Origin of the sequence: Aquamicrobium sp., from assembly GCF_023954335.1 — a bacterium.
GTDB lineage: Bacteria > Pseudomonadota > Alphaproteobacteria > Rhizobiales > Rhizobiaceae > Aerobium.
Window position 1 is genome coordinate 1 of sequence record NZ_JAMLIE010000001.1, and the last position, 22,908, is coordinate 22,908.

Annotated in this window: 27 protein-coding genes; 9 read left to right on the plus strand and 18 right to left on the minus strand. The window is 68.4% G+C overall.

What is annotated here, in order from left to right; all coding sequences use genetic code 11:
• Positions 1 to 1,435, minus strand: a 1,435-nt coding sequence (acnA, locus tag M9945_RS00005; protein WP_367942911.1) for an aconitate hydratase AcnA, incomplete at its 3' end; no start/stop codon positions are given.
• A 278-nt stretch (positions 1,436 to 1,713) separates the two neighbouring features.
• Between acnA and ccmA the strand changes: the two genes are divergently transcribed.
• From ccmA to M9945_RS00030, 5 genes are all read left to right on the plus strand, one after another.
• A complete protein-coding gene (ccmA, locus tag M9945_RS00010) occupies positions 1,714 to 2,322 on the plus strand; it encodes a heme ABC exporter ATP-binding protein CcmA (protein WP_367942912.1) in 609 nt (202 codons plus the stop codon).
• A gap of 88 nt (positions 2,323 to 2,410) precedes the next feature.
• On the plus strand, positions 2,411 to 3,076 hold the full coding sequence (gene ccmB / locus M9945_RS00015; RefSeq protein WP_367928826.1) for a heme exporter protein CcmB: 666 nt from the start codon (positions 2,411 to 2,413) through the stop codon (positions 3,074 to 3,076).
• 97 nt (positions 3,077 to 3,173) lie between these two features.
• Positions 3,174 to 3,947 (plus strand): heme ABC transporter permease, encoded by a 774-nt coding sequence (locus M9945_RS00020; protein WP_367928827.1) that lies wholly within the window; start codon positions 3,174 to 3,176, stop codon positions 3,945 to 3,947.
• Complete coding sequence (gene ccmD, locus M9945_RS00025) at positions 3,944 to 4,114, plus strand: heme exporter protein CcmD (RefSeq protein ID WP_367928828.1); 171 nt, start codon at positions 3,944 to 3,946, stop codon at positions 4,112 to 4,114. The genes M9945_RS00020 and ccmD overlap by 4 nt, the downstream gene beginning before the upstream one ends.
• The gene (locus M9945_RS00030) at positions 4,111 to 4,692 is read left to right on the plus strand and encodes a DsbE family thiol:disulfide interchange protein (RefSeq protein WP_367942913.1); all 582 of its coding nucleotides are present in this window, start codon (positions 4,111 to 4,113) and stop codon (positions 4,690 to 4,692) included. The genes ccmD and M9945_RS00030 overlap by 4 nt, the downstream gene beginning before the upstream one ends.
• A gap of 22 nt (positions 4,693 to 4,714) precedes the next feature.
• Here M9945_RS00030 and M9945_RS00035 read toward each other — a convergent pair whose 3' ends face one another.
• Positions 4,715 to 5,173: a YbaK/EbsC family protein gene (locus M9945_RS00035; RefSeq protein WP_367942914.1), complete on the minus strand. Its 459-nt coding sequence runs from the start codon at positions 5,171 to 5,173 to the stop codon at positions 4,715 to 4,717.
• A gap of 171 nt (positions 5,174 to 5,344) precedes the next feature.
• Between M9945_RS00035 and M9945_RS00040 the strand changes: the two genes are divergently transcribed.
• From M9945_RS00040 to M9945_RS00050, 3 genes are all read left to right on the plus strand, one after another.
• Positions 5,345 to 5,593, plus strand: a complete 249-nt coding sequence (locus M9945_RS00040; protein WP_367942915.1) for a hypothetical protein — start codon at positions 5,345 to 5,347, stop codon at positions 5,591 to 5,593.
• A complete protein-coding gene (locus M9945_RS00045) occupies positions 5,548 to 7,611 on the plus strand; it encodes a TonB-dependent receptor family protein (protein WP_367942916.1) in 2,064 nt (687 codons plus the stop codon). Before M9945_RS00040 ends, M9945_RS00045 begins: the two co-directional genes overlap by 46 nt.
• Before the next feature lie 118 nt (positions 7,612 to 7,729).
• A complete protein-coding gene (locus M9945_RS00050) occupies positions 7,730 to 8,083 on the plus strand; it encodes a YbaN family protein (RefSeq protein ID WP_367942917.1) in 354 nt (117 codons plus the stop codon).
• A 64-nt stretch (positions 8,084 to 8,147) separates the two neighbouring features.
• Here M9945_RS00050 and pal read toward each other — a convergent pair whose 3' ends face one another.
• The 16 genes from pal to M9945_RS00130 form a co-directional block, all read right to left on the minus strand.
• On the minus strand, positions 8,148 to 8,651 hold the full coding sequence (gene pal, locus M9945_RS00055) for a peptidoglycan-associated lipoprotein Pal (protein WP_367931589.1): 504 nt from the start codon (positions 8,649 to 8,651) through the stop codon (positions 8,148 to 8,150).
• A 310-nt stretch (positions 8,652 to 8,961) separates the two neighbouring features.
• Positions 8,962 to 10,278 (minus strand): Tol-Pal system beta propeller repeat protein TolB, encoded by a 1,317-nt coding sequence (tolB, locus tag M9945_RS00060; protein WP_367942918.1) that lies wholly within the window; start codon positions 10,276 to 10,278, stop codon positions 8,962 to 8,964.
• A gap of 50 nt (positions 10,279 to 10,328) precedes the next feature.
• Positions 10,329 to 11,387: a TonB family protein gene (locus M9945_RS00065; protein WP_367942919.1), complete on the minus strand. Its 1,059-nt coding sequence runs from the start codon at positions 11,385 to 11,387 to the stop codon at positions 10,329 to 10,331.
• Positions 11,388 to 11,393: 6 nt separating this feature from the next.
• Complete coding sequence (gene tolR, locus M9945_RS00070) at positions 11,394 to 11,849, minus strand: protein TolR (RefSeq protein ID WP_367931586.1); 456 nt, start codon at positions 11,847 to 11,849, stop codon at positions 11,394 to 11,396.
• A gap of 12 nt (positions 11,850 to 11,861) precedes the next feature.
• Complete coding sequence (gene tolQ, locus M9945_RS00075) at positions 11,862 to 12,578, minus strand: protein TolQ (RefSeq protein WP_367931585.1); 717 nt, start codon at positions 12,576 to 12,578, stop codon at positions 11,862 to 11,864.
• A 202-nt stretch (positions 12,579 to 12,780) separates the two neighbouring features.
• The gene (locus tag M9945_RS00080; RefSeq protein ID WP_367942920.1) at positions 12,781 to 13,662 is read right to left on the minus strand and encodes an NAD-dependent epimerase/dehydratase family protein; all 882 of its coding nucleotides are present in this window, start codon (positions 13,660 to 13,662) and stop codon (positions 12,781 to 12,783) included.
• 29 nt (positions 13,663 to 13,691) lie between these two features.
• Positions 13,692 to 14,159 (minus strand): tol-pal system-associated acyl-CoA thioesterase, encoded by a 468-nt coding sequence (gene ybgC, locus M9945_RS00085; protein WP_367942921.1) that lies wholly within the window; start codon positions 14,157 to 14,159, stop codon positions 13,692 to 13,694.
• Entirely contained in the window at positions 14,156 to 15,193 is a 1,038-nt protein-coding gene (gene ruvB / locus M9945_RS00090; RefSeq protein WP_367931582.1) for a Holliday junction branch migration DNA helicase RuvB, read from the minus strand. The genes ybgC and ruvB overlap by 4 nt, the downstream gene beginning before the upstream one ends.
• Complete coding sequence (locus M9945_RS00095) at positions 15,190 to 15,708, minus strand: HEPN domain-containing protein (protein WP_367931581.1); 519 nt, start codon at positions 15,706 to 15,708, stop codon at positions 15,190 to 15,192. Before M9945_RS00095 ends, ruvB begins: the two co-directional genes overlap by 4 nt.
• The gene (gene ruvA / locus M9945_RS00100) at positions 15,705 to 16,319 is read right to left on the minus strand and encodes a Holliday junction branch migration protein RuvA (RefSeq protein WP_367942922.1); all 615 of its coding nucleotides are present in this window, start codon (positions 16,317 to 16,319) and stop codon (positions 15,705 to 15,707) included. Before ruvA ends, M9945_RS00095 begins: the two co-directional genes overlap by 4 nt.
• Positions 16,320 to 16,338: 19 nt before the next feature.
• Complete coding sequence (gene ruvC, locus M9945_RS00105) at positions 16,339 to 16,854, minus strand: crossover junction endodeoxyribonuclease RuvC (RefSeq protein WP_367931579.1); 516 nt, start codon at positions 16,852 to 16,854, stop codon at positions 16,339 to 16,341.
• A 72-nt stretch (positions 16,855 to 16,926) separates the two neighbouring features.
• The gene (locus M9945_RS00110) at positions 16,927 to 17,460 is read right to left on the minus strand and encodes a DUF1465 family protein (RefSeq protein ID WP_367931578.1); all 534 of its coding nucleotides are present in this window, start codon (positions 17,458 to 17,460) and stop codon (positions 16,927 to 16,929) included.
• Positions 17,461 to 17,837: 377 nt separating this feature from the next.
• Positions 17,838 to 18,629, minus strand: a complete 792-nt coding sequence (locus M9945_RS00115) for an inositol monophosphatase family protein (protein WP_367931790.1) — start codon at positions 18,627 to 18,629, stop codon at positions 17,838 to 17,840.
• Between the two features lie 32 nt (positions 18,630 to 18,661).
• Positions 18,662 to 19,228, minus strand: coding sequence for an elongation factor P (gene efp, locus M9945_RS00120; protein WP_367931791.1), 567 nt, complete (start codon positions 19,226 to 19,228; stop codon positions 18,662 to 18,664).
• 97 nt (positions 19,229 to 19,325) lie between these two features.
• The gene (locus M9945_RS00125; protein ID WP_367942923.1) at positions 19,326 to 20,336 is read right to left on the minus strand and encodes a tetratricopeptide repeat protein; all 1,011 of its coding nucleotides are present in this window, start codon (positions 20,334 to 20,336) and stop codon (positions 19,326 to 19,328) included.
• A 4-nt stretch (positions 20,337 to 20,340) separates the two neighbouring features.
• Complete coding sequence (locus tag M9945_RS00130) at positions 20,341 to 20,988, minus strand: thiamine phosphate synthase (protein ID WP_367942924.1); 648 nt, start codon at positions 20,986 to 20,988, stop codon at positions 20,341 to 20,343.
• Between the two features lie 176 nt (positions 20,989 to 21,164).
• Here M9945_RS00130 and M9945_RS00135 point away from each other — a divergent pair, with 176 nt between their 5' ends.
• Positions 21,165 to 22,805 carry an acyl-CoA synthetase gene (locus M9945_RS00135; protein WP_367942925.1) on the plus strand — a complete coding sequence of 547 codons (1,641 nt, stop codon included), beginning with the start codon at positions 21,165 to 21,167 and terminating at the stop codon, positions 22,803 to 22,805.
• The last annotated feature ends 103 nt before the right edge of the window (positions 22,806 to 22,908 follow it).

Sequence of the window (22,908 nt, forward strand, 5' to 3'; positions counted from 1 at the left end):
CAACCACCTGGGAACCCGGTGCCAGCGAGGTCTTGACCCAGGGTTTCGACTTGAGGCCGAGCCTGACCGCATTGCGCGCCACCAGGCCGGCGGCAATCAGCACCGACGGGTTGGAGGTGTTGGTGCAGGAGGTAATCGCGGCAATCGCCACATCGCCATGGCCGAGATCGTATTTCTCGCCTTCCACCTTGTAGCGGCGGGTGGCGTCAGCCGTCTTCTTGTATTCGTTGGCGAGCGCATCGGCGAAGTTCTCGGCGACATTTTCCAGCGCCACGCGGTGTTCGGGGCGCTTTGGTCCTGCCAGCGAGGGGACGACATCGCCGAGGTCGAGTTCGAGCGTGTCGGTGAACACCGGCTCTTCGGCACGGGTGGTGCGGAACAGGCCCTGGGTCTTGGCATATTTCTCGACCAGTGCGACGCGGGCCGGCTTGCGGCCGGTCATGGTGAGGTAGCGCAGGGTTTCCTTGTCAACGGGGAAGAAGCCGCAGGTCGCGCCGTATTCCGGCGCCATGTTGGCGATGGTGGCGCGGTCGGCGAGCGACATGTGGACGAGGCCGGGGCCGAAGAACTCGACGAACTTGCCGACGACGCCCTTCTTGCGCAGCATCTGCGTCACGGTCAGCACGAGGTCGGTGGCCGTGACGCCTTCCTTCAGCTTGCCGGTGAGCTTGAAGCCGATGACTTCCGGCAGCAGCATCGAGATCGGCTGGCCAAGCATCGCCGCTTCCGCCTCGATACCGCCGACACCCCAGCCCAGCACGCCGAGGCCGTTGATCATCGTGGTGTGCGAATCGGTGCCGACGCAGGTGTCGGGATAGGCGACGGTCTCGCCGTCCTCTTCCCTGATCCAGACGACCTGGCCGAGATATTCGAGGTTGACCTGATGGCAGATGCCGGTGCCGGGCGGCACGACGCGGAAGTTGCGGAACGCCTGCTGGCCCCACTTCAGGAACTTGTAGCGCTCCTCGTTGCGCTGGTACTCCAGCTCGACGTTGCGGGCGAAGGCGCGCGGCGTGCCGAACTCGTCGACGATGACCGAATGGTCGATGACGAGGTCGACGGGAACCAGCGGGTTGATCTTCTGCGGATCGCCGCCGAGCGCGGCGATGCCGTCACGCATGGCGGCGAGGTCGACCACGGCCGGCACGCCGGTGAAGTCCTGCATCAGGACTCGCGCCGGGCGATAGGCGATCTCGACGCCGGCCGAGCCGCGGTCATTGAGCCAGCCGGCGACGGCGGCGATGGCGTCCTTGGTGACGGAGCGGCCGTCCTCGTTGCGCAGGAGGTTCTCCAGCAGCACCTTCATCGAGAAGGGTAGGCGGGAAATCCCGTCGAGGCCGTTCTTTTCGGCCTCGCGCAGATCGAAATAGGTGTATTCCGCGTCGCCCACGGTGAGCGTGCGGCGGCACTTGAAGCTGTCGAGAGAATTGGACACGTGCGATCCCTAACGTTCGGTTGCCGATGGGGTAACGGACGCCAGTGCATGCTCATCACGCGCAAAGGTGCGGGTACGGTCATTTCCGCTGCCCGTTCCCCCGCGTGCAGCCGTTCAAGGCGGCGCTCGCGCTGGTTCGGCACAAATTGGTTCCCGTGCCGACCGCTGGCACGGTTGCCCCGCATATAAAGAGTTTCGTAGAATAGTTCCAGAGTAAGTTTGGGTGATTTTACCGCGTCGTGCGGGGTCGCCCGCAGCAAGACGAAAGCGGGGCATCCATGCGGCTGATCGCCGACGACCTTGGCGCCGAACGCGGCGGCGAGCCGGTGTTTTCCGGCATCTCCTTCGATCTCGGCGACGGCGAGGGCCTCGTCGTCACCGGGCCGAACGGCTCCGGCAAATCGACGCTGCTGCGCGTCGTCGCTGGGCTGCTGCCGGCCGCCGGCGGGGCGATTCGCCTCGAGGGCGGCGGCGAGGAATGGCCTAGCCCCGAGGCCGCCTGCCACTATCTCGGCCACCAGAACGCGATGAAGACGGCGCTGACCGTGGAGGAGAACCTGCGCTTCTGGCGCGAGTTCTGCGGCGCGCCGCACATGGAGACCAGCGAGGCGCTCGACATGGTCGGCCTGCCGCAGGTGGCAAGCCTGCCCTTCGGCTATCTCTCCACCGGCCAGAAGCGGCGCATCGCCATTGCAAAGCTCCTCGTCGCTTACCGCCCGGTCTGGCTGCTCGACGAGCCGACCGCCGGTCTCGACGCCGCCTCCGAGCGGCAGTTCGCGGCGCTGATGCGCGCCCATCTCGACGATGGCGGCATCGTCGTCGCCGCCACCCACATCCCGCTCGGGCTGGACGGGATGAAGGATCTGCGGCTGGAAGGGGCGGCGTGATGCCACACTTGCCGCCTGCCGCGCCGCCCCTTACCTGCCCGACGGCCCGAACCGGCGCGACCGGAAGTGCAATCAAAGGTGCGGCCCGATGCTAGCCCTCTTCGTCCGAGACCTTCGCCTCGGCGTGCGCGCCGGCGGCGGCGCGCTGGTCGGCGTGCTGTTCTTCCTCGCCGTCGTCGCCGTGGTGCCGTTCGGCGTCGGGCCGGACCTGAACCTCCTCGCCCGCATCGGCCCGGCCATATTGTGGATCGGCGCGCTGCTCGCCTCGCTGCTCGGCCTCGACCGGCTGTTCCAGGCCGAGCGCGAGGACGGCTCGCTCGACCTGATGATCATGAACGACGCACGCCACATGCTGGCGCTGACGGTGGCGACAAAATGCCTCGCCCACTGGACGGCGAGCGTGCTGCCGCTGGTGATCGCCTCGCCGCTGCTCGGCCTCTTCATGAACATGGAGCCGGTCGGCATCGCCGCGACGACGCTGACGCTCCTCGTCGGCACCCCGGCCATCGCCTTCGTCGGCGCTGTCGGCGCCGCGGTCGCCGTGTCGCTGCCGCGCGGCGGGCTGCTGGTCTCGGTGCTGATCCTGCCGCTCACCATCCCCGTGCTGATCTTCGGCGTCTCGGCCGCCTATGGCGCGGTCGCCGATCCCAACCCGTTCCTGCCGCCCTTCCTCATCCTCTGCGCGCTGACCATGGGCTTCGCCGTCATCGGCCCGCTCGCCGCGGCGCTGGCGCTGAAATTCGGCCTCGATTGATCGGCATCATATCGTCCGGAGGGGAAAGCTGCGACAGATGAGCAGAATTGCGAAGCCGAGCGACCCGATTTATGAAGGCAGCCGTGAGAAGAAAGCAATGAGCGACACCGCAGCCGCACGCCCCGCACGCTGGACGGACCTCGCCAATCCGACGCGCTTCATCGCGCTGGCCGACAGGCTGGTGCCGTGGCTCGCCGCGCTGGCGGCGCTGGTCATCGCCGCGGGCCTGTGGCTCGCCTTCACCGCGCCGGAAGACTACCAGCAGGGCATGACCGTGCGCATCATGTACATCCACGTGCCCTTCGCGTGGCTGGCCATGATGTGCTACTCGATCATGGCGGTCTCGTCGCTGGGCACGCTGGTCTGGCGCCATCCGCTCGCCGACGTCTCGGTCAAGGCGGCCGCGCCCATCGGCGCCGTCTTCACCCTGCTGTCGCTCGTCACCGGCTCGATCTGGGGCAAGCCGATGTGGGGGACGTGGTGGGTGTGGGACGCGCGCCTCACCTCGGTCTTCGTGCTGTTCCTGATGTATCTCGGCCTGATCGCGCTGACCCGCGCGCTCGACGATCCGGCAAGGAGCGCGAGGGCCGCGGCCATCGTCACGCTCGTCGGCTTCGTCAACATCCCGATTATAAAATTCTCGGTCGACTGGTGGAACACGCTGCACCAGCCCGCCTCGGTCCTCCGGCTCGACGGGCCGACCATCCACCCGACCATGCTGTGGCCGCTCTTGACCTGCGCCGTCGGCTTCACGCTGCTGTTCGTGACCCTGCACCTGATGGCGATGCGCACGGAGATCCTGCGCCGCCGCGTCTCGGCGATGCGGCGCATGGCCGCCCGCGCCGCCGACGCGAAGGAGAAGGGCCGATGAGCGCGCACGCCCTCTACGTTGCCGCTGCCTATGGCGTCTCGGCGCTGGTGCTGGCCGGCCTCGCCCTGTGGATCCTCGCCGACCAGCGGGCGCGCCGGCGCGAGATGGCGGCACTGGAAGCTGCCGGCGTGCGCCGCCGCTCCGACGCCGGCGGGGCGAAGCCGTGAGCGCGCAGGAGAAGGGCGAAGCGACGCCCGAGCCGAGGCGCTGGCTGGCGATCCTGCCGCTGCTCGTCTTCATGGCGCTGGCGGGCGTCTTCCTCGCCCAGCTCCTGTCCGGCCGCGACACCTCCACCGTGCCCTCGGCACTGATCGGCCAGCCCGCGCCGAACACGCCGCTGCCGGCGCTCGAGGGCGTCGATCTGCCCGCCTTCGACCCGGCCGCGCTCGCCGGCAAGGTCACGCTGGTCAATGTCTGGGCCTCGTGGTGCGTGCCGTGCCGGCAGGAACACCCGGTGCTGATGGAGCTGGCCAGGGACGGCCGCGTCGATATCGTCGGCTTCAACTACAAGGATAGACCTGAGAACGCGCGCCGCTTCCTGTCCGAGCTCGGCAATCCCTACAGCGCGCTCGGCGTCGACCAGTCGGGCCGCGCCGCGATCGACTGGGGCGTCTACGGCATTCCCGAGACCTTCCTTGTCGGCAAGGACGGCACCATCGCCTGGAAGCATGTCGGCCCGTTCGATCCGCAGAATGTCGGAACGACGCTGATGCCCGAGATCGAGAAGGCGCTGGCCGCCGAGTAGCGCCGCCAGTAGCGACAGGCGCCTACTGGCAGACGTCCACCCACTCCGCCCCGGTCAGCCCGGCGAGCCGCTGCGGCGTGATCCTGAGCGCAGAATTGGTCGCGCCGGCCGCCGGCAGCACTTCCTCGAAGCGCTTCAGCGACACGTCGCAATAGACCGGCAACGGCGCGGGCAGGCCGAACGGGCACACGCCGCCGACCGGATGGCTGGTCAGCTCGACCACCTCCTCGGCCCCCAGCATGCGCGGCTTGGCCGCGAACGCCTCCTTGAACTTGCGGTTGTCGAGCCGCGACGTGCCCGAGGCGACGACCAGCACCACGCGCTCGCCGGCGCGCACGCAGATGGTCTTGGCGATCTGCGCCGGCTCGACCCCGTGGGCGGCGGCGGCGAGATCGACCGTCGCCGAGCTTTCTTCGGTGACGAGGACTTCGATGTCGGGGGCGTTTTCGGCGAAGAAGGTGCGGACGGATTCGAGGCTCATGACAGCCGATCTAGCCCAACCGTCCCTGCGGCGCAATCACACAGCGCCATCGGCAATGTTGACAATTACAGTCCACTATGATGTGAGAAGTTGCTTTTTAAATTCCACTTTGGAAAGCCGCTTCGGCTCCGGATCGGACCCGGCCCGGCGGGCGGCAGACGGGGGCATGACATGCAGGTGAAATCGGAACGCAGGCACGCCGGCCGCGGCATCGCCGCGGGGGCGGCGGCGCTGCTGCTGGTCGGGGCGAGCCAACAGGCGCTGGCGCAGTCGGCCGCGCCCGGCTCGGTCATCGTCCTCGATCCCATCGTCATCTCGGCCGGCGCGGTCGAGGGCTCGACGCTGTCGGAGCGTCTTTCGGTGCTGCCGGGGGCGTGGCGCTGGTCGAGCGCGAGGAGATGGCGCAAAGCGCCAACTTGACCGCCTCGCGCGCGCTGTCCACCGTTCCCGGCGTCGTCGTGCAGGACTTCTTCGGCGGCAACGACCAGCCGCGCATCCAGATCCGCGGCTCGGGCCTCCAGCAGAACCCGGTCGAGCGCGGCATCCTGATGCTTCAGGACGGCCTGCCGCTCAACCGCGCCGACGGCTCCTACATCGTCGGCTTCCTCAACCCGAACGCCGCGAGCGCGCTCGAAATCTATCGCGGCTACACCGCCAACCGCCTCGGGGCCAACGTGCTCGGCGGCGCCATCAACATGATCTCGCCCACCGGCTCGAGCCGGCCGGGCGTCTCGCTCAGCGCCAGCGGCGGCTCGTTCGGCCAGTTCGGCGGCTCGGCCAGCGCCGGCTTCCAGGGCGACGGCTACGACGTCCACCTTCACGGCAACCTCACCCGCCGCGACGGCTTCCGCACGTGGAACGAATCCAGCCGCGCCAACATCGGCGGCAATGTCGGCATCGAACTCTCCGACAATGTGAAGACGCGGCTGTTCTTCGGCTACACCGATCTCGGCTTCGACGTCGCCGGGCCGCTGCCCAAGTCGTATCTGAAAGCCGATCCCTCGCAGGTCCATACCGGGCCGGTCATGACGCTGCCGGGTCCGGTCGCCACCTTCCCCGGTCCCAACGTCATACGCGACAAGCCGCGGCGCGAGGCCGAGCAGTTCCTGATCGGCTCGCGCACCACGGCCGAGTTCGACGCCCACCTGTTCGACATCGTCCTCGGCTATACCTACACCGACGACATGTTCCGCTTCCCCATCGCCTCGGGCATCCGCACCACCAAGGGCGGCGACTTCACCGGCGTGCTGCGCTACGCCTACAAGCCGGATGCGAGCGCCGTCCTGCCGCTGTTCGAGAGCACCGCGCAGTATACGATCGGCTCCGCCGACCGCGAGAACTACCACAACCTCTCCGGCACCCAGGGGCCGCTGTTCGGCAAGAGCGAGCTCGACGCCACCTCGCTGTCGCTCAACGCCGGCTTCAACGTGCCATTCGGCGAAAGCTTCATCGTCTCGCCGGCCATCGCCTATTCGCACGCCACGCGCGACAACCGGGACGTCTTCACCGGGGCCACGCGGCCGACCGTCGGCTACAACCCGATGAATCCGACGATGCGGGTCCCCGACGGCACCGTCCCGGCACGGGATTCGAGCTACGAGCGCCGCTACAGCGGCTGGTCGCCCAGCCTCGGCGTCTCCTACAGGCCGGACGAGAGCCAGATCGTCTTCGGCGCGGTCAGCCGCAGCTTCGAGCCGCCGACGCATGACGACCTGCTCGCCACCGTCAACGGAACGCCGAATACGGGACCGGGCCGCAACCCGCAGAACCCCGCCGCCACCGACATGTTCAACACGCCGGACCTTGACGCGCAGACCGCGACCACCATCGAGGCTGGCTGGCGCGGCAGCCACGGCGACTATGCCTGGGATGCGACCGCCTATTACTCATGGGTCGACAACGAGCTTCTCAACCTGCGCGACGCGTCCGGCACCTCGCTCGGCGCGATCAACGCCGACAAGACCACCCATTTCGGCGTCGAGCTCGGCCTGACGGCCCGGATCGCCGACCAGTGGACCGCGCGCCTCGCCTACACCTATCAGGACTTCCGCTTCGCCAGCGACATGGTATCCGGCCCCGGCCGCGTCATCCCCAAGGGCAACCGGCTGGCCGGCGCGCCGCGCCATGTCGTCAACGCCGTGCTGCAATACGACGCCACCGAGAACTGGATGCTGCAAGGCGCGGTGCGCTGGCTTCCCTCCAAAACTCCCGTCGACAACATGAACACGCTCTACGCCGACCCCTATGCCGTGGTCGACCTGCGCACCCAGTACCGCGTCAACGAAAATGTGTCGCTGTTCGCCGAGGTCACCAACGTCTTCGACACCGCCTATGCCGCCTCGACACTGGTCATCGACCAGGCGACGCGGCCGGATCAGGCCGCCTTCATCCCCGGCGACGGGCGCGGCTTCTTCGTCGGCGTCAACGCGAAGTTCTGACCGCGGCGCGGCGGTGGACGATTTGTCCCGTTGATCGGACCGGCCCGACAATCGATGGTGGGACGATGAGCACTCGTCACGCCAGAGGACGTCCCCGGACGGCGGAGGGATGAGGCCGATGCGCGGCCTCTACCTCGCGCTCGGGCTCGTCTTCGCCGGGCTCGGCATCGCCGGCGCGTTCCTGCCGGTGCTGCCGACGACGCCGTTCCTGATCGTCGCCGCGGCCTGCTTCACCCGTTCCTCCGAGCGGCTGGAGCGGTGGCTGCTGGAGCATCCCCGCTTCGGCCCGACGCTCTCGGAGTGGCGCGAGCGCGGCGCGATCCCGCTGAAAGCCAAGCTGCTGGCGCTCGCCGGCACCATTTCGGGCTTCCTCGCCATCTGGCTGGTCGCCGACGCCAGCCCCGCGATCCTCGCCTACACCGCGCTGCTGATCGCGGCCGGCCTCGCCTATGTCTTCTCGCGGCCGTCCTGAGGGTTTCCGAGCGAAAAAGGGCGGCCCCGAGGCCACCCTTCCGATTGCTTCCGTTCCGCGGCGATCAGCTTCCGCCGGACAGCACGGTGACGGCACGGCGGTTCTGCGACCAGCACGAGATGTTGTCGCAGACCGCGACCGGGCGCTCCTTGCCGTAGGAGATGGTGCGGATGCGGTTCGACTGGACGCCGCGCGCGACGAGGAAGTCGCGGGCCGCGGCGGCGCGGCGGGCGCCGAGCGCGAGGTTGTACTCGCGGGTGCCGCGCTCGTCGGCATGGCCCTCGACGGTGATCGCGTAGTTCGGGTACTGGCCGAGCCACTGCGCCTGGCGGGCCAGCGTCGTCTGCGCGTCGGCGCGGATCACCGAGGAGTCGGTGTCGAAGAAGATGCGGTCGCCGACATTGACGGTGAAGTCCTGGCTGGAGCCGGGCGCGCCGCCGGCACCTGCGCCGAGGCCGAGGTCGGCCGGGTTATTGGGGGTCTGCTTGCTGGCGCAGCCCGCGACGGCGAGCATGGCGACAAGAGCGACCGCGGCGGGGTTGCGGGTGATTGCTGCGATTCGGCGCATGGCCGCCTCTCCTTGGCATTTGCACGATTTGGTTGAGCAATGAGTAACCACAACTGGGTTAAAGCCCGCTCAAGAAACAAGGTTAACGATTACTGAATGCCCGCCCTTATGCGCCGGCTTCCCGGCCGGCGCCCCCTGCATTAACCGCACACTAGGCCGAAATGCGGCCGAAACGCGGCTTTTTCCGCATTAGAGCATTTTGCGGCCGCGCGGGTGCGCCCGGCGTCGCGCAAATGCAGGAAGGCAAAGAGAAAAAGCGGCGGCCCGGATTCACCCGGGCCGCCGCTTCGTGGTCACGAATCCGGGAGCTTCAGTCGAGCAGCGGCGACCATGCCGGGTCGGACGCGAAGTGCGGCGTCGGGATCGCCTGCTCGTTCCTGCCCGTCAGGTCGATGGAGTGGAGCTTCGGCCCGCCCTGCCCCGAGCCCTCGCGGAAGAACATGATGACGCGGCCGTTCGGCGCCCAGGTCGGTCCCTCCTGCAGGTAGCCGGTCGAGAGGATGCGCTCGCCCGAGCCGTCGGTGCGCATCACGCCGATCTGGAACTGGCCGCCGGTCTGCTTGGTGAAGGCGATCAGGTCGCCGCGCGGCGACCACACCGGCGTCGAATAGGTGCCGTCGCCGAAGGAGATGCGCTGCGGGTTGGAGCCGTCCGCGCCCATGACGTAGATGTGCGGCCGCCCGCCGCGGTCGGAGGTGAAGACGACGCGGGCGCCGTCCGGCGAATAGGAGGGCGAGGTGTCGATGGCGTTGGACGAGGTCAGGCGCGTCGTGGTCCGGCTTCTCAAATCCATGGTGTAGATGTTGGAGTTGCCGTCGTCGCGCAGCAGGCTCATGATCACCTTCTGCCCGTCGGGCGAGAAGCGCGGCGCGAACGTCATGCCGGGAAAATTGCCGACGAGCTCGCGCTGCCCGGTCTCGATCTGGAGCAGATAGACCTGCGGCTGGCCGCCCTCGTAGGACATGTAGGTGATTTCCTGCCGGTTCGGCGAGAAGCGCGGCGTCAGCACGATGGCGCGCCCGTCGGTCAGCGGCCGGTTGTTGGCCCCGTCCTGGTCCATGATGGCGAGGCGCTTGACGCGCTTGTCCTTCGGCCCGCTCTCCTCGACATAGACGACGCGGGTGTCGAAATAGCCCTTCTCGCCGGTCAGCCGCTCGTAGATCGTGTCGGCGATGATGTGGGCGACGCGCCGCCAGTTGGCCTTGTTGGCGAAGAACTGCTCGCCGATCAGCTGCTGGCCGGCGAAGGTGTCCCACAGGCGGAACTCGGCGCGCAGCCGCCCGTCCGCCTCGTGGTTGACGCGGCCCGTCACCAGCGCCTGCGCGTTGAGGACGGTCCAGTCGGAAAAGCGCGGCGCGGCGTCGGGATTGGTGATCTTCTCGATGAACGCGCCCTTCTCGATCGGCTTGAACAACCCCGAGCGGGCGAGGTCGGCCGCGACCACCGCGGCGATCTCCTGGCCGATGGCGTCGTTGGCGATGAAGTCGGTGATGGCGATCGGCATCGGCTCGACCACGCCCTGCGTGATGTCGATCACCAGCTGGGCGCGGGCGGGCATGGCGGCGGCGAGCGCCGCGCCGAGCGCCAGGCCGGCCACCGCAACGAGGGATTTCAGCGTTTTCATCATACGTTTGGCCTCATGGGTCCTGATGGGCTCATGTCCGGGTCGTGCCGGGTTCAGAACATGTCTCGCGGGTCGAAATTGACGGTGACTTCCGCCCACGCGTCGTACTTGTCGGCGGGAAGCTGGAAGCCGCGCTGGTTGCAGACGCGGACCGCGCGCAGCGTGCTGTCGTCGAACACGCGGTCGCCGCTCGATTTCTCCACCGCCGGCTGCCCCTCCAGCGCGCCGCTGGGGTCGAGCCTGAAGCGGATGGTCGTCTTGAGGTCCGACGCGCCGATCGCGCCGGCGGGCACGTTCCAGCACGAGATGAGCTGGCGGCGGATGGCGTCCTCCTCGCTCTGGCTGAGCTTCGCGCCGGTCGTCTGGCGCCCGCCCAGCGCGGCCTCGTCGTTCGAGCGCCGCGCGCCGCCGCCCGAGGCCCGCTCGCGGTTGAGCAGGGCCGCCACCTGGTCCTCGACGTTCTGCGACTGGGACTCGCTCGACGCCGTCTCGCGGCGCTGCTCGCGCGGCCGCTCGGGCTCGCGGCGCTCCGGCGTGCGCGGGGCCTGCGCCTGCGGCGGCTGCGGCTGGGGCCGCGCCTCGGGCCGCGGCGCGCTGGTCGGCAGTTCGGGCGCATCGGGACGCGGCGCCTCGGCCACGACCGTCTCCGGCACGGGGTCGGGCGCGACCTCCTGTTTAGGCTGCGGCTCGGGCGCGACCTCGGTCGTCGGCACCGGCTGCGGCTCGGGCTGGCGCTCCGGTTGGGGGGCGGGCTCCGGTTCGGGGGTCGGCGGCGTCGGCTCGGGCGCGGGCGGCGGCGCCTCGGCCGTCTCGACCGGGCGCGGCTTGGGGTCCGGCGTCGGCGGCGTGGCGAGGTCGGTCGTGTTGTCGCCGGCCTCTTGCGCGTTCTCCACCACGTCCGGGCGCGTGGTCGGCGTCGGCGCCGGCCGTTCGGCCACCGGGGCCTGCCTGTCGCCGCGCACGCTCTGCGCGACCTCCTCGATCGGCACGATGTCGACGGGGAAGGATTCGACGTTCGTCAGCTCGAGCGGGCTGGGCGACGAGAAGGTGACAAGACCCACGCCGAGGGCGACCGCGTGCAGCGCCAGCGATGTGGTCAGACCTGTCTTCATCGAAGCCTAGCTGCCCTGTTCCGGAATGGAGACCAGCCCGACATTGCGGAAGCCCGCGCCGTTGATGCGGCCGAGCACGCGCATGACGCTTCCATAGTCCGACGCGCCGTCGGCGCGCACGAAGATGCGCTCGTCATAGCCCGTCTGGGCGATGGCCTGCAGGCGCGGCACGATCTCGTCGATGCTTATCTCGGTCTCCTGCAGGAAGATCTGCCCCTGCCCGTTGACGGACACGGTGATCGGCTGCGTCTGCGCGTTGAGCGCGGCGGCCCGCGTCTCCGGCAGGTCGATCGGCACGCCGACCGTCAGGAGCGGCGCCGCCACCATGAAGATGATGAGCAGCACCAGCATCACGTCGACGAAGGGCGTGACGTTGATTTCCGAGACCAGCGCGTGATGGCGGCCCCGCCGCCTGTGGCCGCGTCCGCCCCGCCCGCCAGACTGCCCGATGGACATGCCCATTCGTGAACTCTCCTAAGCGACCGCCTTGAGCGGGACCTTCTCATCGATTTGCCGCGACAGTATGGCGGAGAACTCGTCGGCGAACCCCTCCATCCTCAGGCCGAGCTTGCCGGCGTCGGACGACAGCTTGTTGTAGGCGATGACCGCCGGGATGGCCGCGAGCAGGCCGAGCGCGGTGGCGAGCAGCGCCTCGGCGATGCCCGGCGCGACGACGGCGAGGTTGGTCGCGCCCGAGGCGGCGATGGCCTGGAACGAGGTCATGATGCCGACCACGGTGCCGAACAGGCCGATGAAGGGCGCGGCCGAACCGACCGAGGCGAGGAAGCCGAGCCGGCCCTCGAGCCGCTCCATCTCGCGCGTCAGCGCAAGGTCCATCGCCTTGTCGATGCGGTTCTGCAGGCTGATCGGCGACTTGACGCCCTTCTCGAAGCTCTTCTTCCATTCGCGCATCGCCGCGACGAAGATCGAGCCCATGCCGCTCGTCTTGCGCTCGGCCAGCGTCCGGTAGAGCTCCTCGAGCGACTGGCCCGACCAGAAGATCTCCTCGAAGCGGGTCAGCGATGCGCGCATGCGGGCAAACGCGATCAGCTTGTCGACGATGATCGCCCAGGTCCACACCGAGGCGGCGATGAGGCCGATCATCACCAGCTTGACGACCCAGCCGGCCTGCCAGAACAGTGCCCATATCGAGTGGTCGCCGCCTGGCGCGGCAAGAGCCATTTGTTCCATATCGCATTGGTCCCTAATCGTGCGGGGGCGGCTCGCCGTGGCCCCGTCGCGCATCCGTTCCTGCCTGCCGTCCGTCATGGCCGGAACGCGCCGGATGCGCCGTTCCCGGGCCTTTTCCGGGCGAATTTTGGTGAAAGGAAGGCGCGAGCCTTATGCGCAATCCTCACCATCTTCTTGATGAACGGTTAAGGTTAAGGATCGGTTAGGATCGGCCAGCCGCCGTGCAGAGAGCCGCCATCGCCGCCGCTTCGTCGACGATCTCGGCATAGCCCAGCGCCTTGCGGATCCGGGTCGTGTCGAGGACGAGGTCCTGCCCGAAATCGAAGGGTGGCGGGACGGGCGGCTCGCCGGACCGCGCCGGCAGCCGCGCCAGCCTCTCGCCCATGGTCGGCCTCTCCCGCTCGCCGACATTGAAGACCGCGTTCCGCGCCTTCGGATGGGTCGCGGCCCGCGCAATGGCAGCCGCGACGTTCGCCACATGGCCGTGCGTCCAGCGCCAGTGCGGCACGGCGGCGAAGCCGTAGACGGTGGCGAGATCGCCGTTGTCCTCCGGCCCGTAGACCTTCGGCAGTCGCAGGATCGTCCAGTCGAGGCCCGCCGCGTTCCGCACCGCCGCCTCGGCCAGCACCTTGTCGTAGTCGCGGGCGAAGGCGCCGAGCTGGGCCTCCATGCCGCGATAGGGATAGGGCACGCTGCGCAGCGGCGCGTCCTCCGTCAGCGGCACCGGGTCCGGCGGGCCGGGCTCCGCCTTCGTCAGGCGGCCATAGGCGCGATAGACGTCGCAGGACGAGACCAGGACCAGCCGGCCGGCACGGCCCTGGAACGTCGCGACGGCCGCCTGCGTGTCCGCCTCGCCCATCGCCGTCATGTGGACGACGACGTCCCAGTCGCGCCGGAGCCGGTCGGGAAACGCGGTGATCGGATAGGCGGCGCCCGCGTCGAGCACATGCTCGATGCCCACCGGCAGCACCGGGTTGCGGCTCGTCCCGCGATGAGAGACCGTGACATGCGCGCCGGCGTCGTGCAGGCGGCGCACCGCATGCGCGCCGATGAACCGCGTGCCGCCGATGACCAGTACCTGCATCGCCCTTGCCTTCCGGTCCGACGGCGGCGTCACGCCTTCGGCAGGAACGCCTCCGCCCACTCCTTGGGGAAGCGCCGCGGCCTGCCGCTCTCGGAGATGATCGCGGCCTCGACCCGCGCTTCGATCAGGAGGTCGTCGCCGCGCCTGATCTGCTGGGCCATGAAGATGCGCGCGCCGGAGACGCTTTCCGTGCGGGTGTCGATGGTCAGCACGTCGTCGATCCGCGCCGGCGCCCGGAAGTCGATCTCCATGCGCCGCACCACCCAGACCAGCTTCTCGCCATGCACGCCATCTGCGAGCTCGGTATGGTGGACGCCGGCCAGCCGCAGGAAGTCGGAGCGGCCGCGCTCGAGGAATTCGAGATAGCGCGCATGATAGACGACGCCGGAAAAGTCGGTGTCGGCGTAGTAGACGAGCGCCTTCAGCCGGTGGCCGAAATCGGTCAGCTCCCCGGCAAGCCCGGCGAGCCCGGGGTCGATGGTGTCGTTCCCGCTCATTCTTCCTCGAACAGTCCGATCTGCCGCTGGGCGATGTCCTTCGGCGCGTCGAGGCCGAGATGCCGCCAGGCATTGGCCGTCAGCATCCGACCGCGCGGCGTGCGCTGGATGAAGCCCTGCTGGATGAGATAGGGCTCGATGATGTCCTCGATGGCGTCGCGCGGCTCGGCGAGCCCGGCCGCGATGGTCTCGATGCCGACCGGCCCGCCGCCGAAATTCCTCGCGATCATCGAAAGGTAGCGGCGGTCGAGCGTGTCGAGGCCGAGAGCGTCGACTTCCAGCCGCGACAGCGCCGCGTCCGCCGTCTTGCGGTCCACCACCTCGGCGCCCGCCACCGAGGCGAAGTCGCGCACCCGGCGCAACAGGCGCCCGGCGATGCGCGGCGTGCCGCGCGCGCGCCGGGCGATCTCGACCGCGCCCTCGTCGTTCATCGGCAGGGAGAGCAGCCGCGCCCCGCGCCTCACGATGGTCTCCAGCTCGTCCACCGTATAGAAATCGAGCCTGACCGGGATGCCGAAGCGGTCGCGCAGCGGGTTGGTCAGGAGGCCGAGCCGCGTCGTCGCCGCGACCAGCGTGAAGCGGGCGAGGTCGATCTTGACCGAGCGCGCCGCCGGCCCCTCGCCGATGATCAGGTCGAGCTGGAAATCCTCCATCGCCGGGTAGAGGATCTCCTCCACCGCCGGGTTGAGCCGGTGGATCTCGTCGATGAACAGCACGTCGCGGTCCTCGAGATTGGTCAGCAGCGCCGCGAGGTCGCCGGCCTTGGCGATGACCGGGCCGGAGGTCGAGCGGAAATTGACGCCGAGCTCGCGCGCCATGATCTGGGCGAGCGTCGTCTTGCCGAGCCCCGGCGGGCCGACGAACAGCACATGGTCGAGCGCCTCGCCGCGGTTCTTCGCCGCCTCGATGAACACCTTGAGGTTGGCGCGCGCCGCCTGCTGGCCGACGAACTCGTCGAGCGACTGCGGCCGCAACGACACGTCCGCGTCCTCGCCGCGCTTTTCCGAAGAGATCAAACGGGGTGCCAGGTTCATGGCTCAGCCTTTATCAGACTAGCTTCCGCCTGTCTTATCTCAAGCTCCGGCCATGCCCATGAATAGTCAGGTTCGAACCTTCCCCAGTCGCGCTCGAAGCAGCTTACGAGTTCAGGTTTGGCCCGTCGTATTTCCTTGTGGCACGCGATAAACGCCCGGCGCGGGTTATCAAAATTCCCTTCAAGCCATTCCTTCTCATAAGGATAGCGCCAGTGGTGAAAATACTCGCTTATCTCATCGACACATTCATCAACAGCGACAAGCGTCGCGCGCCTCGTATCGGGAAGCTTTTCAAAGAGACCTTTCAGGTCGTGCTCCCGCTTCGGATCAATGCCGTCGATTCTCAAGAGCAGCTTGAGCGCTAATTCTACCGAGAGCGCATAGCAAACGATACGCGGCGCAGCCGGCGAATGCGGCCCATAAGGTCCAAATTTTAACTCCGGAGCACAACGTTCAGCAGCGAGAAAGAAAGACGTTGCGGTGTCGATCATCCTTTGGAAGTCGGTGTCTTTCACCGCGCCAGCTCCTTGAGGCCGAGGCGGATCAGCTTCGCCGAATCGGCGTCCTCGCCGGCCGCCTTCATCGCCGCGGCGACGGCGCTCGCCGCGATGTCGCGCGAATAGCCGAGATTGGTCAGGGCCGAGACCGCGTCGGCCGCCGGCGCGGGCGCGACGCCCGCGCCCAGCTCCTGCGCGAAGCCGATCGTGGCGGCAGCCTCGCCGGCCAGCGCCGGGGCCTTGCCCTTCAGCTCGGTGACGATGCGCTCGGCCACTTTCCTGCCGACGCCCGGCGCGCGCGAGACCATGGCGATGTCGCGCAGCGCGACGGCGTTGGCGAGCTCGGCCGGCGCCAGCGTCGACAGCACCGACAGCGCGACCTTCGCCCCCACCCCTTGCACGTTCTGCAACAGGCGGAACCACTCGCGCTCCAGCGTCGAGGAAAAGCCGTAGAGCCTGATCATGTCCTCGCGGACATAGGTCTCGATGTGGAGCACCGCCGCCTCGCCGGCATTCAACCCCGCGAGCGTGCGCGCCGGGCAGAACGCGACGTAGCCGACGCCGTGGACGTCGAGGATGCAGTGGTCCTCGCCGACCTCGTCGACCGTACCCTTCAGCTTGCCGATCATCCCCGCACCCCCTGGCCCTTCAGGCCGATGCCATGGCGGCCAGCCGCCCGGTCACGCTCTGGCGATGATGCGCGTGGCAGACGGCGATGGCGAGCGCGTCGGCCGCGTCGTCGCCGTCGAAGACCGCCTTCGGCATCAGCACCCTGACCATCATGTGGATCTGCTTCTTGTCGCCGTGGCCGACGCCGATCACCGCCTTCTTGACCGCGGTGGGCGCGTATTCGGCGACGCCGAGGCCGGCCAGCGCCGGCACCAGCATGGCGACGCCGCGCGCCTGGCCAAGCTTCAGTGTCGCGGTGGCGTCCTTGTTGACGAAGGTCTGCTCCACCGCCGCCTCGTGCGGCCTATGGGAATGGACAACCCCGGAAAGCCCGTCATGGAGCTGCCGCAGCCGCGAGGCGAGGTCGGCCTTGTCGTCGGAGCGCACCGTGCCGGAGGCGACGAAGCGCAGCGAATTGCCCAGAACGTCGACCACGCCCCAGCCGGTGCGGCGCAGGCCCGGATCGATGCCGATGATGCGAATCGCCTCTCTCATGCGTCCACCCTATTGCGAGCGCATGGAAATGCCATCGAAAAGTGAACAAAGCAGAAACGGAGGCTGCGAGCCTCAACCGTGCGCGAACGCGGTCTTCAGGAGGCTGATCTGGTCGGAGACCGGATTGCCGGGGCGCGCCGCGGCCTGCACGCGCGGCTGGCCCGACTCGCCGTAGATCTCGTCGTCCATGCGGCGCACCAGCGCCTGGAGCCGCAGCGAATGCTCGACGATGGCGCGGAAGGCGTCCGGCAGCTCGCTCCAGCCGGCGGCGTCCCCTTGCGCCGAGGCGGTGTCGAGCCGGACCTTGGATTTCTCGGTGGCGACCTGGTCGCGGGTCATCTCGCCGGAATTGGCGGCGCGCTGCAGCAGCAGCCACGAGGCGATCTGCATCAGGCGGGTGGTGAGGCGCATGGATTCGGCGGCGTAGAGCGTCGCGCCGACGCGCGAGAGCCCCTTGGCGGCGGCGCGGCCCTCGCCGTCGAGATAGTCGGCCGCCTGCTCGACCAGCCCCATGCCCTCGTCGTAGAGCGGCTTGAACGAGGCCGAGAAGATGCGCCTTTCCGCGAGGCTGACCGTGTTGGATCCCTCGTGATCCCTGCTCTGCATGACCGCTACCCCGTACTCGTTAGACGCCGCCGCCCGTCGCGAAGAGACGCGGTTCTTGGCGCAGCGCCTTCGACCCGCGACGGGAAGCCGGAATTTGATACGTCGCGCGGCCGATGGCAAGCCGGTGTTTAACAGAAGGTTAACGCTACCCGAAAACCATGGAAAATGGCCCGAAAACAAAAAAAGAGCCGCGAAAGCGGCTCTCAGGAGTTTAACAGGGAGGCGTCAAACGGAGTGGCGAGGGCCACTCGGTCAGAATCCAGAAAACTGGATATGCACAGTAATAGCCTGTAAAGCTTAACCGAAGCTTAACAGCCGGGCGCGACCTGCACGAAATTGTGCCGCTTCGGCACAGGAAGGCAGGCGCGGAACGCGCCTCACGCCTTCTTCTGCACCGTCTTCAAGAGCGCCTTGTGGATCGATTCGTTGCCGGCGACGATCGTGCCGCTGTCGAAGATCGCCTGCCCTCCGGAAGCGTCGGTGCAGAAGCCGCCGGCCTCGCGCACCATCAGGATGCCTGCCGCCATGTCCCACGGCGCCAGCCAGCTTTCCCAGAACCCGTCCATGCGTCCGGCCGCGACATAGGCCAGATCGAGCGCCGCCGAGCCGAGCCGGCGGATGCCCGCCACCTCGCCCATGACGTTCTTCAGCTCGATCAGCGCGTGGCCGTGATGGCCGCGCCCGAGATGCGGGATGCCGGTGCCGATCACCGCGTCGGAGAGGTTGCGCCGCGCCGCCACGCGCAGCCGGCGGTCGTTCATGAACGCGCCGCCGCCGCGCTCGGCGGTGTAGAGCTCGTCCATCGCCGGGTTGTAGATCACCCCGGCGACGAGTTGGCCCTGCCGCTCCAGCGCGATCGAGATGGAAAAGAGCGGGATGCCGTGCAGGAAGTTGGTGGTGCCGTCGAGCGGATCGACGATGAAGCGGTGCTGGTCGTCCTCGCCTGCTACCTCGCCGCGCTCCTCCATGACGAAGGAATAGCCCGGCCGCGCCTTGGAAAGCTCGGTGAAGATGATCTCCTCGGCCCGCCTGTCGGCCTGGCTGACATAGTCGCCGGGGCCCTTGAGCGAGACCTGGAGGTTCTGCACCTCGCCGAAATCACGGCCGAGCGAGCGGCCGGCCTTCATGGCCGCCTGCACCATGACGTTGATGATGGCGGAGCGCGCCATGAATGTCTCCGAAGTCTCGGGTTGCGGCCGGGCTAGTCCGCGCGGCGGATATAGGTGATCTCGTTGGTGTCGACGACGATCCTCTCGCCCGACGAGATGAAGGGCGGGACGAGGACGCGGATGCCGTTCTCCAGCACCGCCGGCTTGTAGGACGAGGCCGCCGTCTGGCCCTTCACCACCGGGTCGGCCTCGGTGATGGTCAGCGTCACCTGGTCGGGCAGCGAGACGCCGATCGGGCGCTCCTCGTGCAGCTCGACCGTCACCTTCATGCCGTCCTGGAGGAAGGCGGCGCGGTCGCCGACGAAGTCCTTTTCCAGCTCGAGCTGCTCGTAGCTCTCGTCGTCCATGAACACCAACGCGTCGCCCTGCTCGTAGAGGAAGGTGAAGTCCTTCTGCTCGAGGCGCACCTTCTCCACCGTCTCGGCGGCGCGGAAGCGCTCGTTGAGCTTGGTGCCGTTGATGAGGTTCTTCAGTTCGACCTGGTTGTAGGCGCCGCCCTTGCCGGGCTTCACCGCGTTGGTCTTCACCGCCACCCACAGGCCGCCATCGTGCTCGATGACGTTGCCCGGACGGATTTCGTTGCCGTTGATCTTAGCCATTGTTCGGTTCCGGAAAATGTGCGCGCCGCAGGCGCTTTATCGCGGCTCCAAGACCATAAAACGCGGCCTGAGGCAAGTGCAGCCAGATAGCCGGGGGTCAGCCGAGCGTGGCGGCGCGCTTTCCGGCCTCGTCCATCTCCTCCTCGGTCAGGCCGTCGAGCTGGTCCTCCATCACCGGATCGACGAGCCCGGCCCGCCGCGCGCGCAGGTACCACGCCGCCGCCGTCACCCGGTCCGGCTCGACGCCGATGCCGGCGCGGTAGAGCTTGGCCACCCGGTTCTGCGCTGCCGCGTTGCCGGCCGCGGCCGCTCGCATCAGCCAGGCAAAGCCGGCCTTCTCGTCGCGCGGACCGCCCTCACCCTCGACCAGCATGGTGCCGAGATCGATCTGGGCGGTGTCGTGGTTCTGCGCCGCGGCCAGCGACAGCCAGCGCCGGGCCTCGGCCAGATCGACCGGCCGCCCGGCCGCGCCCTGGCGGGCGACCTCGGCCATGGCGTATTGCGCGTCGGCCAGCCCGGCGCGCGCGGCCTTCTCGTACCAGGCGACGGCGCGCGCCGTTCCCTGCGGCGTCGTATCGCGCTCGACCAGCATCTGGGCGAAGTTGAACTGGGCGAGGCTGTGCCCGGCCTCGGCCGCCGCCTCGATCAACTGCGCCGCCCGCGCCCTGTCGCCGAACTCGGCGCCGCCGTCGTAGAGGATCATGGCGAGCTGGAACAGCGCCTCCGGCACCTTCTGCTCGGCCGCCTTCTCGTACCACTCGATGGCCGTGGGCAGGTCGCGGCGCACGCCGAGCCCGCGCGAATAGATCTCGCCGATCAGCGTCTGCGCCGCCGGATCGCCTTGAAGCGCCAGCGGCGTCGCGAGGTTGAGCGCGGTGATGTAGTAGCCGCGCTGGAACGCGCCATAGGCCTCGTCGGACGGCCGCTCGGAAAAGCGGCTGCGCCGGACCGCGTCGGCGTCGGGCGCGACGGTCCCGGTCGGCGCGGCGGTTTCGGCCTCGGCCGGCGCGGCGGGGGCGGCGCCCGGGGTTTCCTGCTGCGCCGACGCCGGCAGCGCCAGCGATGCCGGGACCAGCGACAGAAACAGGATAAGCGGGCGCAGACGCAACGGATCAGCCCTCGAAACGCGGCGCGTGCTCGTCGAGCAGCGCGTTGGCGCGCGCGACCGCCTCGGCGGGGTCGACGCCCTCGCCGAACACGGCCGCCGACAGCGCGACGAAATCGGCCCCGGTGCCCGCGACCTCGGCGAGCGAGGCCATGTCCGAGCCCCCCATGACGATGCAGGGCAGCGCCACCATCTCGGCCCACCACCGGCCGAGCTTCAGGTTGCGCGGATGCGGCTCGGGCTTCAGGTCGTAACCGAAGCGGCCGAAGAAGATGTAGTCGGGCCGGGTCTCGCCGAGCTCCAGCGCGTCGTCGCGGGTCGTCGCCCCGCCGGTGCCGACGATCAGCTTGCCCTGGTGCTTGCCCACGATGTCGGCGAGGTCGCGCTTGTTCGTCTCGATATGGATGCCGTCGGCGCGGGCGCGCATGGCGATGCGCATGTCGCCGGCGATCACCGCCGCCACGCCCGCTTCCTGCGCCGCCGGCACAACAGCCTCCGCGTGCGCCTGGAACGCGGCCTCGTCCATGTCCCATTGCGGCAGGATCAACGAGGCGACGTCGCCGCCCGAAAGCGCAGCGGCAAGCACCTGCGGCGTCGCGCCCTTCGGGGCGATCAGCACCAGGCGGCAGCGGTTCGGCGTCTCGGTCGGGTTCATTGCCGGATTCATGGCGGTCCTGTCGGGTTCGGTCTCAATGACGGGCGATCGTGGTTGGAATGCGGCATAGCTCAAATGGTGGCAAGGGGAGAAGCGCAATCGCATCCTTCGCCCTGCCGAGGCCTGATGACGCGCTATCCGCTTTGTGCATAATCGGCGGCGACAGGGAGGCATGAATGACCAGTCTATACGATCTCGACCTCGGCAAGAACCCGGCCAACCACCAGCCGCTGACGCCGCTGACCTATCTGGAGCGCGCGGCGAAGGTGTTTCCCGCCCATGTCGCCATCGTCCACGGCGATGCCCGCATCACCTATGCCGAGTTCTGGCGCCGGTCGCTGAAGCTCGCCTCCGCGCTGTCGAAGCGAGGCATCGGCAAGGGCGACACGGTCTCGGTGATGCTGTCCAACACGCCGCCGATGCTGGAGGCGCATTTCGGCGTGCCCATGGTCAAGGCGGTGCTGCATTCGCTCAACACCCGCCTCGACGCCGCCATCCTCGCCTTCCAGCTCGACCATGCCGAATCGAAGGTGCTGATCGTCGACCGCGAGTTCTCCAACGTGGTCAGGGAGGCGCTGGCGATCGCGAAGGCGAAGCCGCTGGTCATCGACTTCGACGATCCCGATTATGGCGACGACGCGCCCTACCCCAAGGGGAACCGCATCGGTTCGCTCGACTACGAGGATTTCGTTGCCTCGGGCGACGAGGGCTTTTCGTGGTCGATGCCCGACGACGAATGGGACGCGATCTCGCTCAACTACACTTCGGGCACGACCGGCAACCCCAAGGGCGTCGTCTACCACCACCGCGGCGCGGCGCTGATGGCCTATGCCAACACCGTCCATGCCGGCATGGGCCGCCATCCGGTCTATCTGTGGACACTGCCGATGTTCCACTGCAACGGCTGGTGCTTCCCGTGGACGCTCGCCGTCACCGGCGGCACGCATGTCTGCCTGCGCTGGGTCAGGGCGAAGGCGATGTACGACGCCATCGCCGACCATGGCGTCACCCATCTGTGCGGCGCGCCCATCGTCATGTCGACGCTGATCAACGCGCCCGCCGGCGACAAGCGCGACTTCCCGCAGACCGTGACCTTCAACACCGCCGCTGCCCCGCCGCCCGAGGCGGTGCTGTCCGGCATGGCCGATGCCGGCTTTGCCGTCACCCATCTCTACGGCCTGACCGAGACCTACGGGCCGGCGGTCGTCAACGAATGGCTCGCCGACTGGGACGACCTGCCGAAGGGCGAGCGCACCCAGAAGAAGGCGCGGCAGGGCGTGCGCTACGCCGCGCTCGAAGGCCTGAGCGTGCGCGACCCCGAGACGATGGAGCCGACGCCGGCCGACGGCGAGACCATCGGCGAGGTCATGTTCCGCGGCAACATCGTCATGAAGGGATACCTCAAGAACAGGGCCGCGACCGAGGAGGCCTTCGCCGGCGGCTGGTTCCATTCGGGCGACCTCGGCGTCATGCACCCGGACGGCTACATCCAGCTGAAGGACCGCTCCAAGGACATCATCATCTCCGGCGGCGAGAACATCTCCTCGATCGAGGTCGAGGACGCGCTCTACAAGCACCCCGCCGTCGCCTCCTGCGGCGTGGTGGCGAGGCAGGACGACAAATGGGGCGAGACGCCGGTGGCCTATGTCGAGCTGAAGCCGGGCGCCAGCGCGACCGAGGAGGAGATCATCGAGCATTGCCGCGCGCTGCTCGCCCGCTTCAAATGCCCCCGCACCATCGTCTTCGCCGAGATCCCCAAGACCTCGACCGGCAAGATCCAGAAATTCCAGCTGCGCGAGATGGCCAAGGCGCTTTAACGGCAAGCGTGGCGAAACGCCGCCGGAGCCGGCGCGAGCCGGCTCTCACGGCGGATTTCAATTTGGTCACAATTCCGTTTAGGATCGCGGGCACCTTGATGCC

Excerpts from the sequence above, each read along its gene's own strand:
- ccmB (WP_367928826.1), top strand. The coding sequence starts at position 2,411 with ATGCTAGCCCTCTTCGTCCGAGACCTTCGCCTCGGCGTGCGCGCCGGC.
- ybgC (WP_367942921.1), bottom strand. The coding sequence starts at position 14,159 with ATGAGCGGGAACGACACCATCGACCCCGGGCTCGCCGGGCTTGCCGGG.
- M9945_RS00050 (WP_367942917.1), top strand. The coding sequence starts at position 7,730 with ATGCGCGGCCTCTACCTCGCGCTCGGGCTCGTCTTCGCCGGGCTCGGC.
- M9945_RS00040 (WP_367942915.1), top strand. The coding sequence starts at position 5,345 with ATGCAGGTGAAATCGGAACGCAGGCACGCCGGCCGCGGCATCGCCGCG.
- tolQ (WP_367931585.1), bottom strand. The coding sequence starts at position 12,578 with ATGGAACAAATGGCTCTTGCCGCGCCAGGCGGCGACCACTCGATATGG.
- ruvA (WP_367942922.1), bottom strand. The coding sequence starts at position 16,319 with ATGATCGGCAAGCTGAAGGGTACGGTCGACGAGGTCGGCGAGGACCAC.
- efp (WP_367931791.1), bottom strand. The coding sequence starts at position 19,228 with ATGGCTAAGATCAACGGCAACGAAATCCGTCCGGGCAACGTCATCGAG.
- M9945_RS00130 (WP_367942924.1), bottom strand. The coding sequence starts at position 20,988 with ATGAACCCGACCGAGACGCCGAACCGCTGCCGCCTGGTGCTGATCGCC.
- M9945_RS00115 (WP_367931790.1), bottom strand. The coding sequence starts at position 18,629 with ATGGCGCGCTCCGCCATCATCAACGTCATGGTGCAGGCGGCCATGAAG.
- ruvB (WP_367931582.1), bottom strand. The coding sequence starts at position 15,193 with ATGAACCTGGCACCCCGTTTGATCTCTTCGGAAAAGCGCGGCGAGGAC.
- ccmD (WP_367928828.1), top strand. The coding sequence starts at position 3,944 with ATGAGCGCGCACGCCCTCTACGTTGCCGCTGCCTATGGCGTCTCGGCG.
- M9945_RS00020 (WP_367928827.1), top strand. The coding sequence starts at position 3,174 with ATGAGCGACACCGCAGCCGCACGCCCCGCACGCTGGACGGACCTCGCC.
- M9945_RS00080 (WP_367942920.1), bottom strand. The coding sequence starts at position 13,662 with ATGCAGGTACTGGTCATCGGCGGCACGCGGTTCATCGGCGCGCATGCG.
- M9945_RS00110 (WP_367931578.1), bottom strand. The coding sequence starts at position 17,460 with ATGCAGAGCAGGGATCACGAGGGATCCAACACGGTCAGCCTCGCGGAA.
- M9945_RS00035 (WP_367942914.1), bottom strand. The coding sequence starts at position 5,173 with ATGAGCCTCGAATCCGTCCGCACCTTCTTCGCCGAAAACGCCCCCGAC.
- tolR (WP_367931586.1), bottom strand. The coding sequence starts at position 11,849 with ATGGGCATGTCCATCGGGCAGTCTGGCGGGCGGGGCGGACGCGGCCAC.
- pal (WP_367931589.1), bottom strand. The coding sequence starts at position 8,651 with ATGCGCCGAATCGCAGCAATCACCCGCAACCCCGCCGCGGTCGCTCTT.
- M9945_RS00135 (WP_367942925.1), top strand. The coding sequence starts at position 21,165 with ATGACCAGTCTATACGATCTCGACCTCGGCAAGAACCCGGCCAACCAC.
- tolB (WP_367942918.1), bottom strand. The coding sequence starts at position 10,278 with ATGATGAAAACGCTGAAATCCCTCGTTGCGGTGGCCGGCCTGGCGCTC.
- ccmA (WP_367942912.1), top strand. The coding sequence starts at position 1,714 with ATGCGGCTGATCGCCGACGACCTTGGCGCCGAACGCGGCGGCGAGCCG.
- M9945_RS00065 (WP_367942919.1), bottom strand. The coding sequence starts at position 11,387 with ATGAAGACAGGTCTGACCACATCGCTGGCGCTGCACGCGGTCGCCCTC.
- ruvC (WP_367931579.1), bottom strand. The coding sequence starts at position 16,854 with ATGAGAGAGGCGATTCGCATCATCGGCATCGATCCGGGCCTGCGCCGC.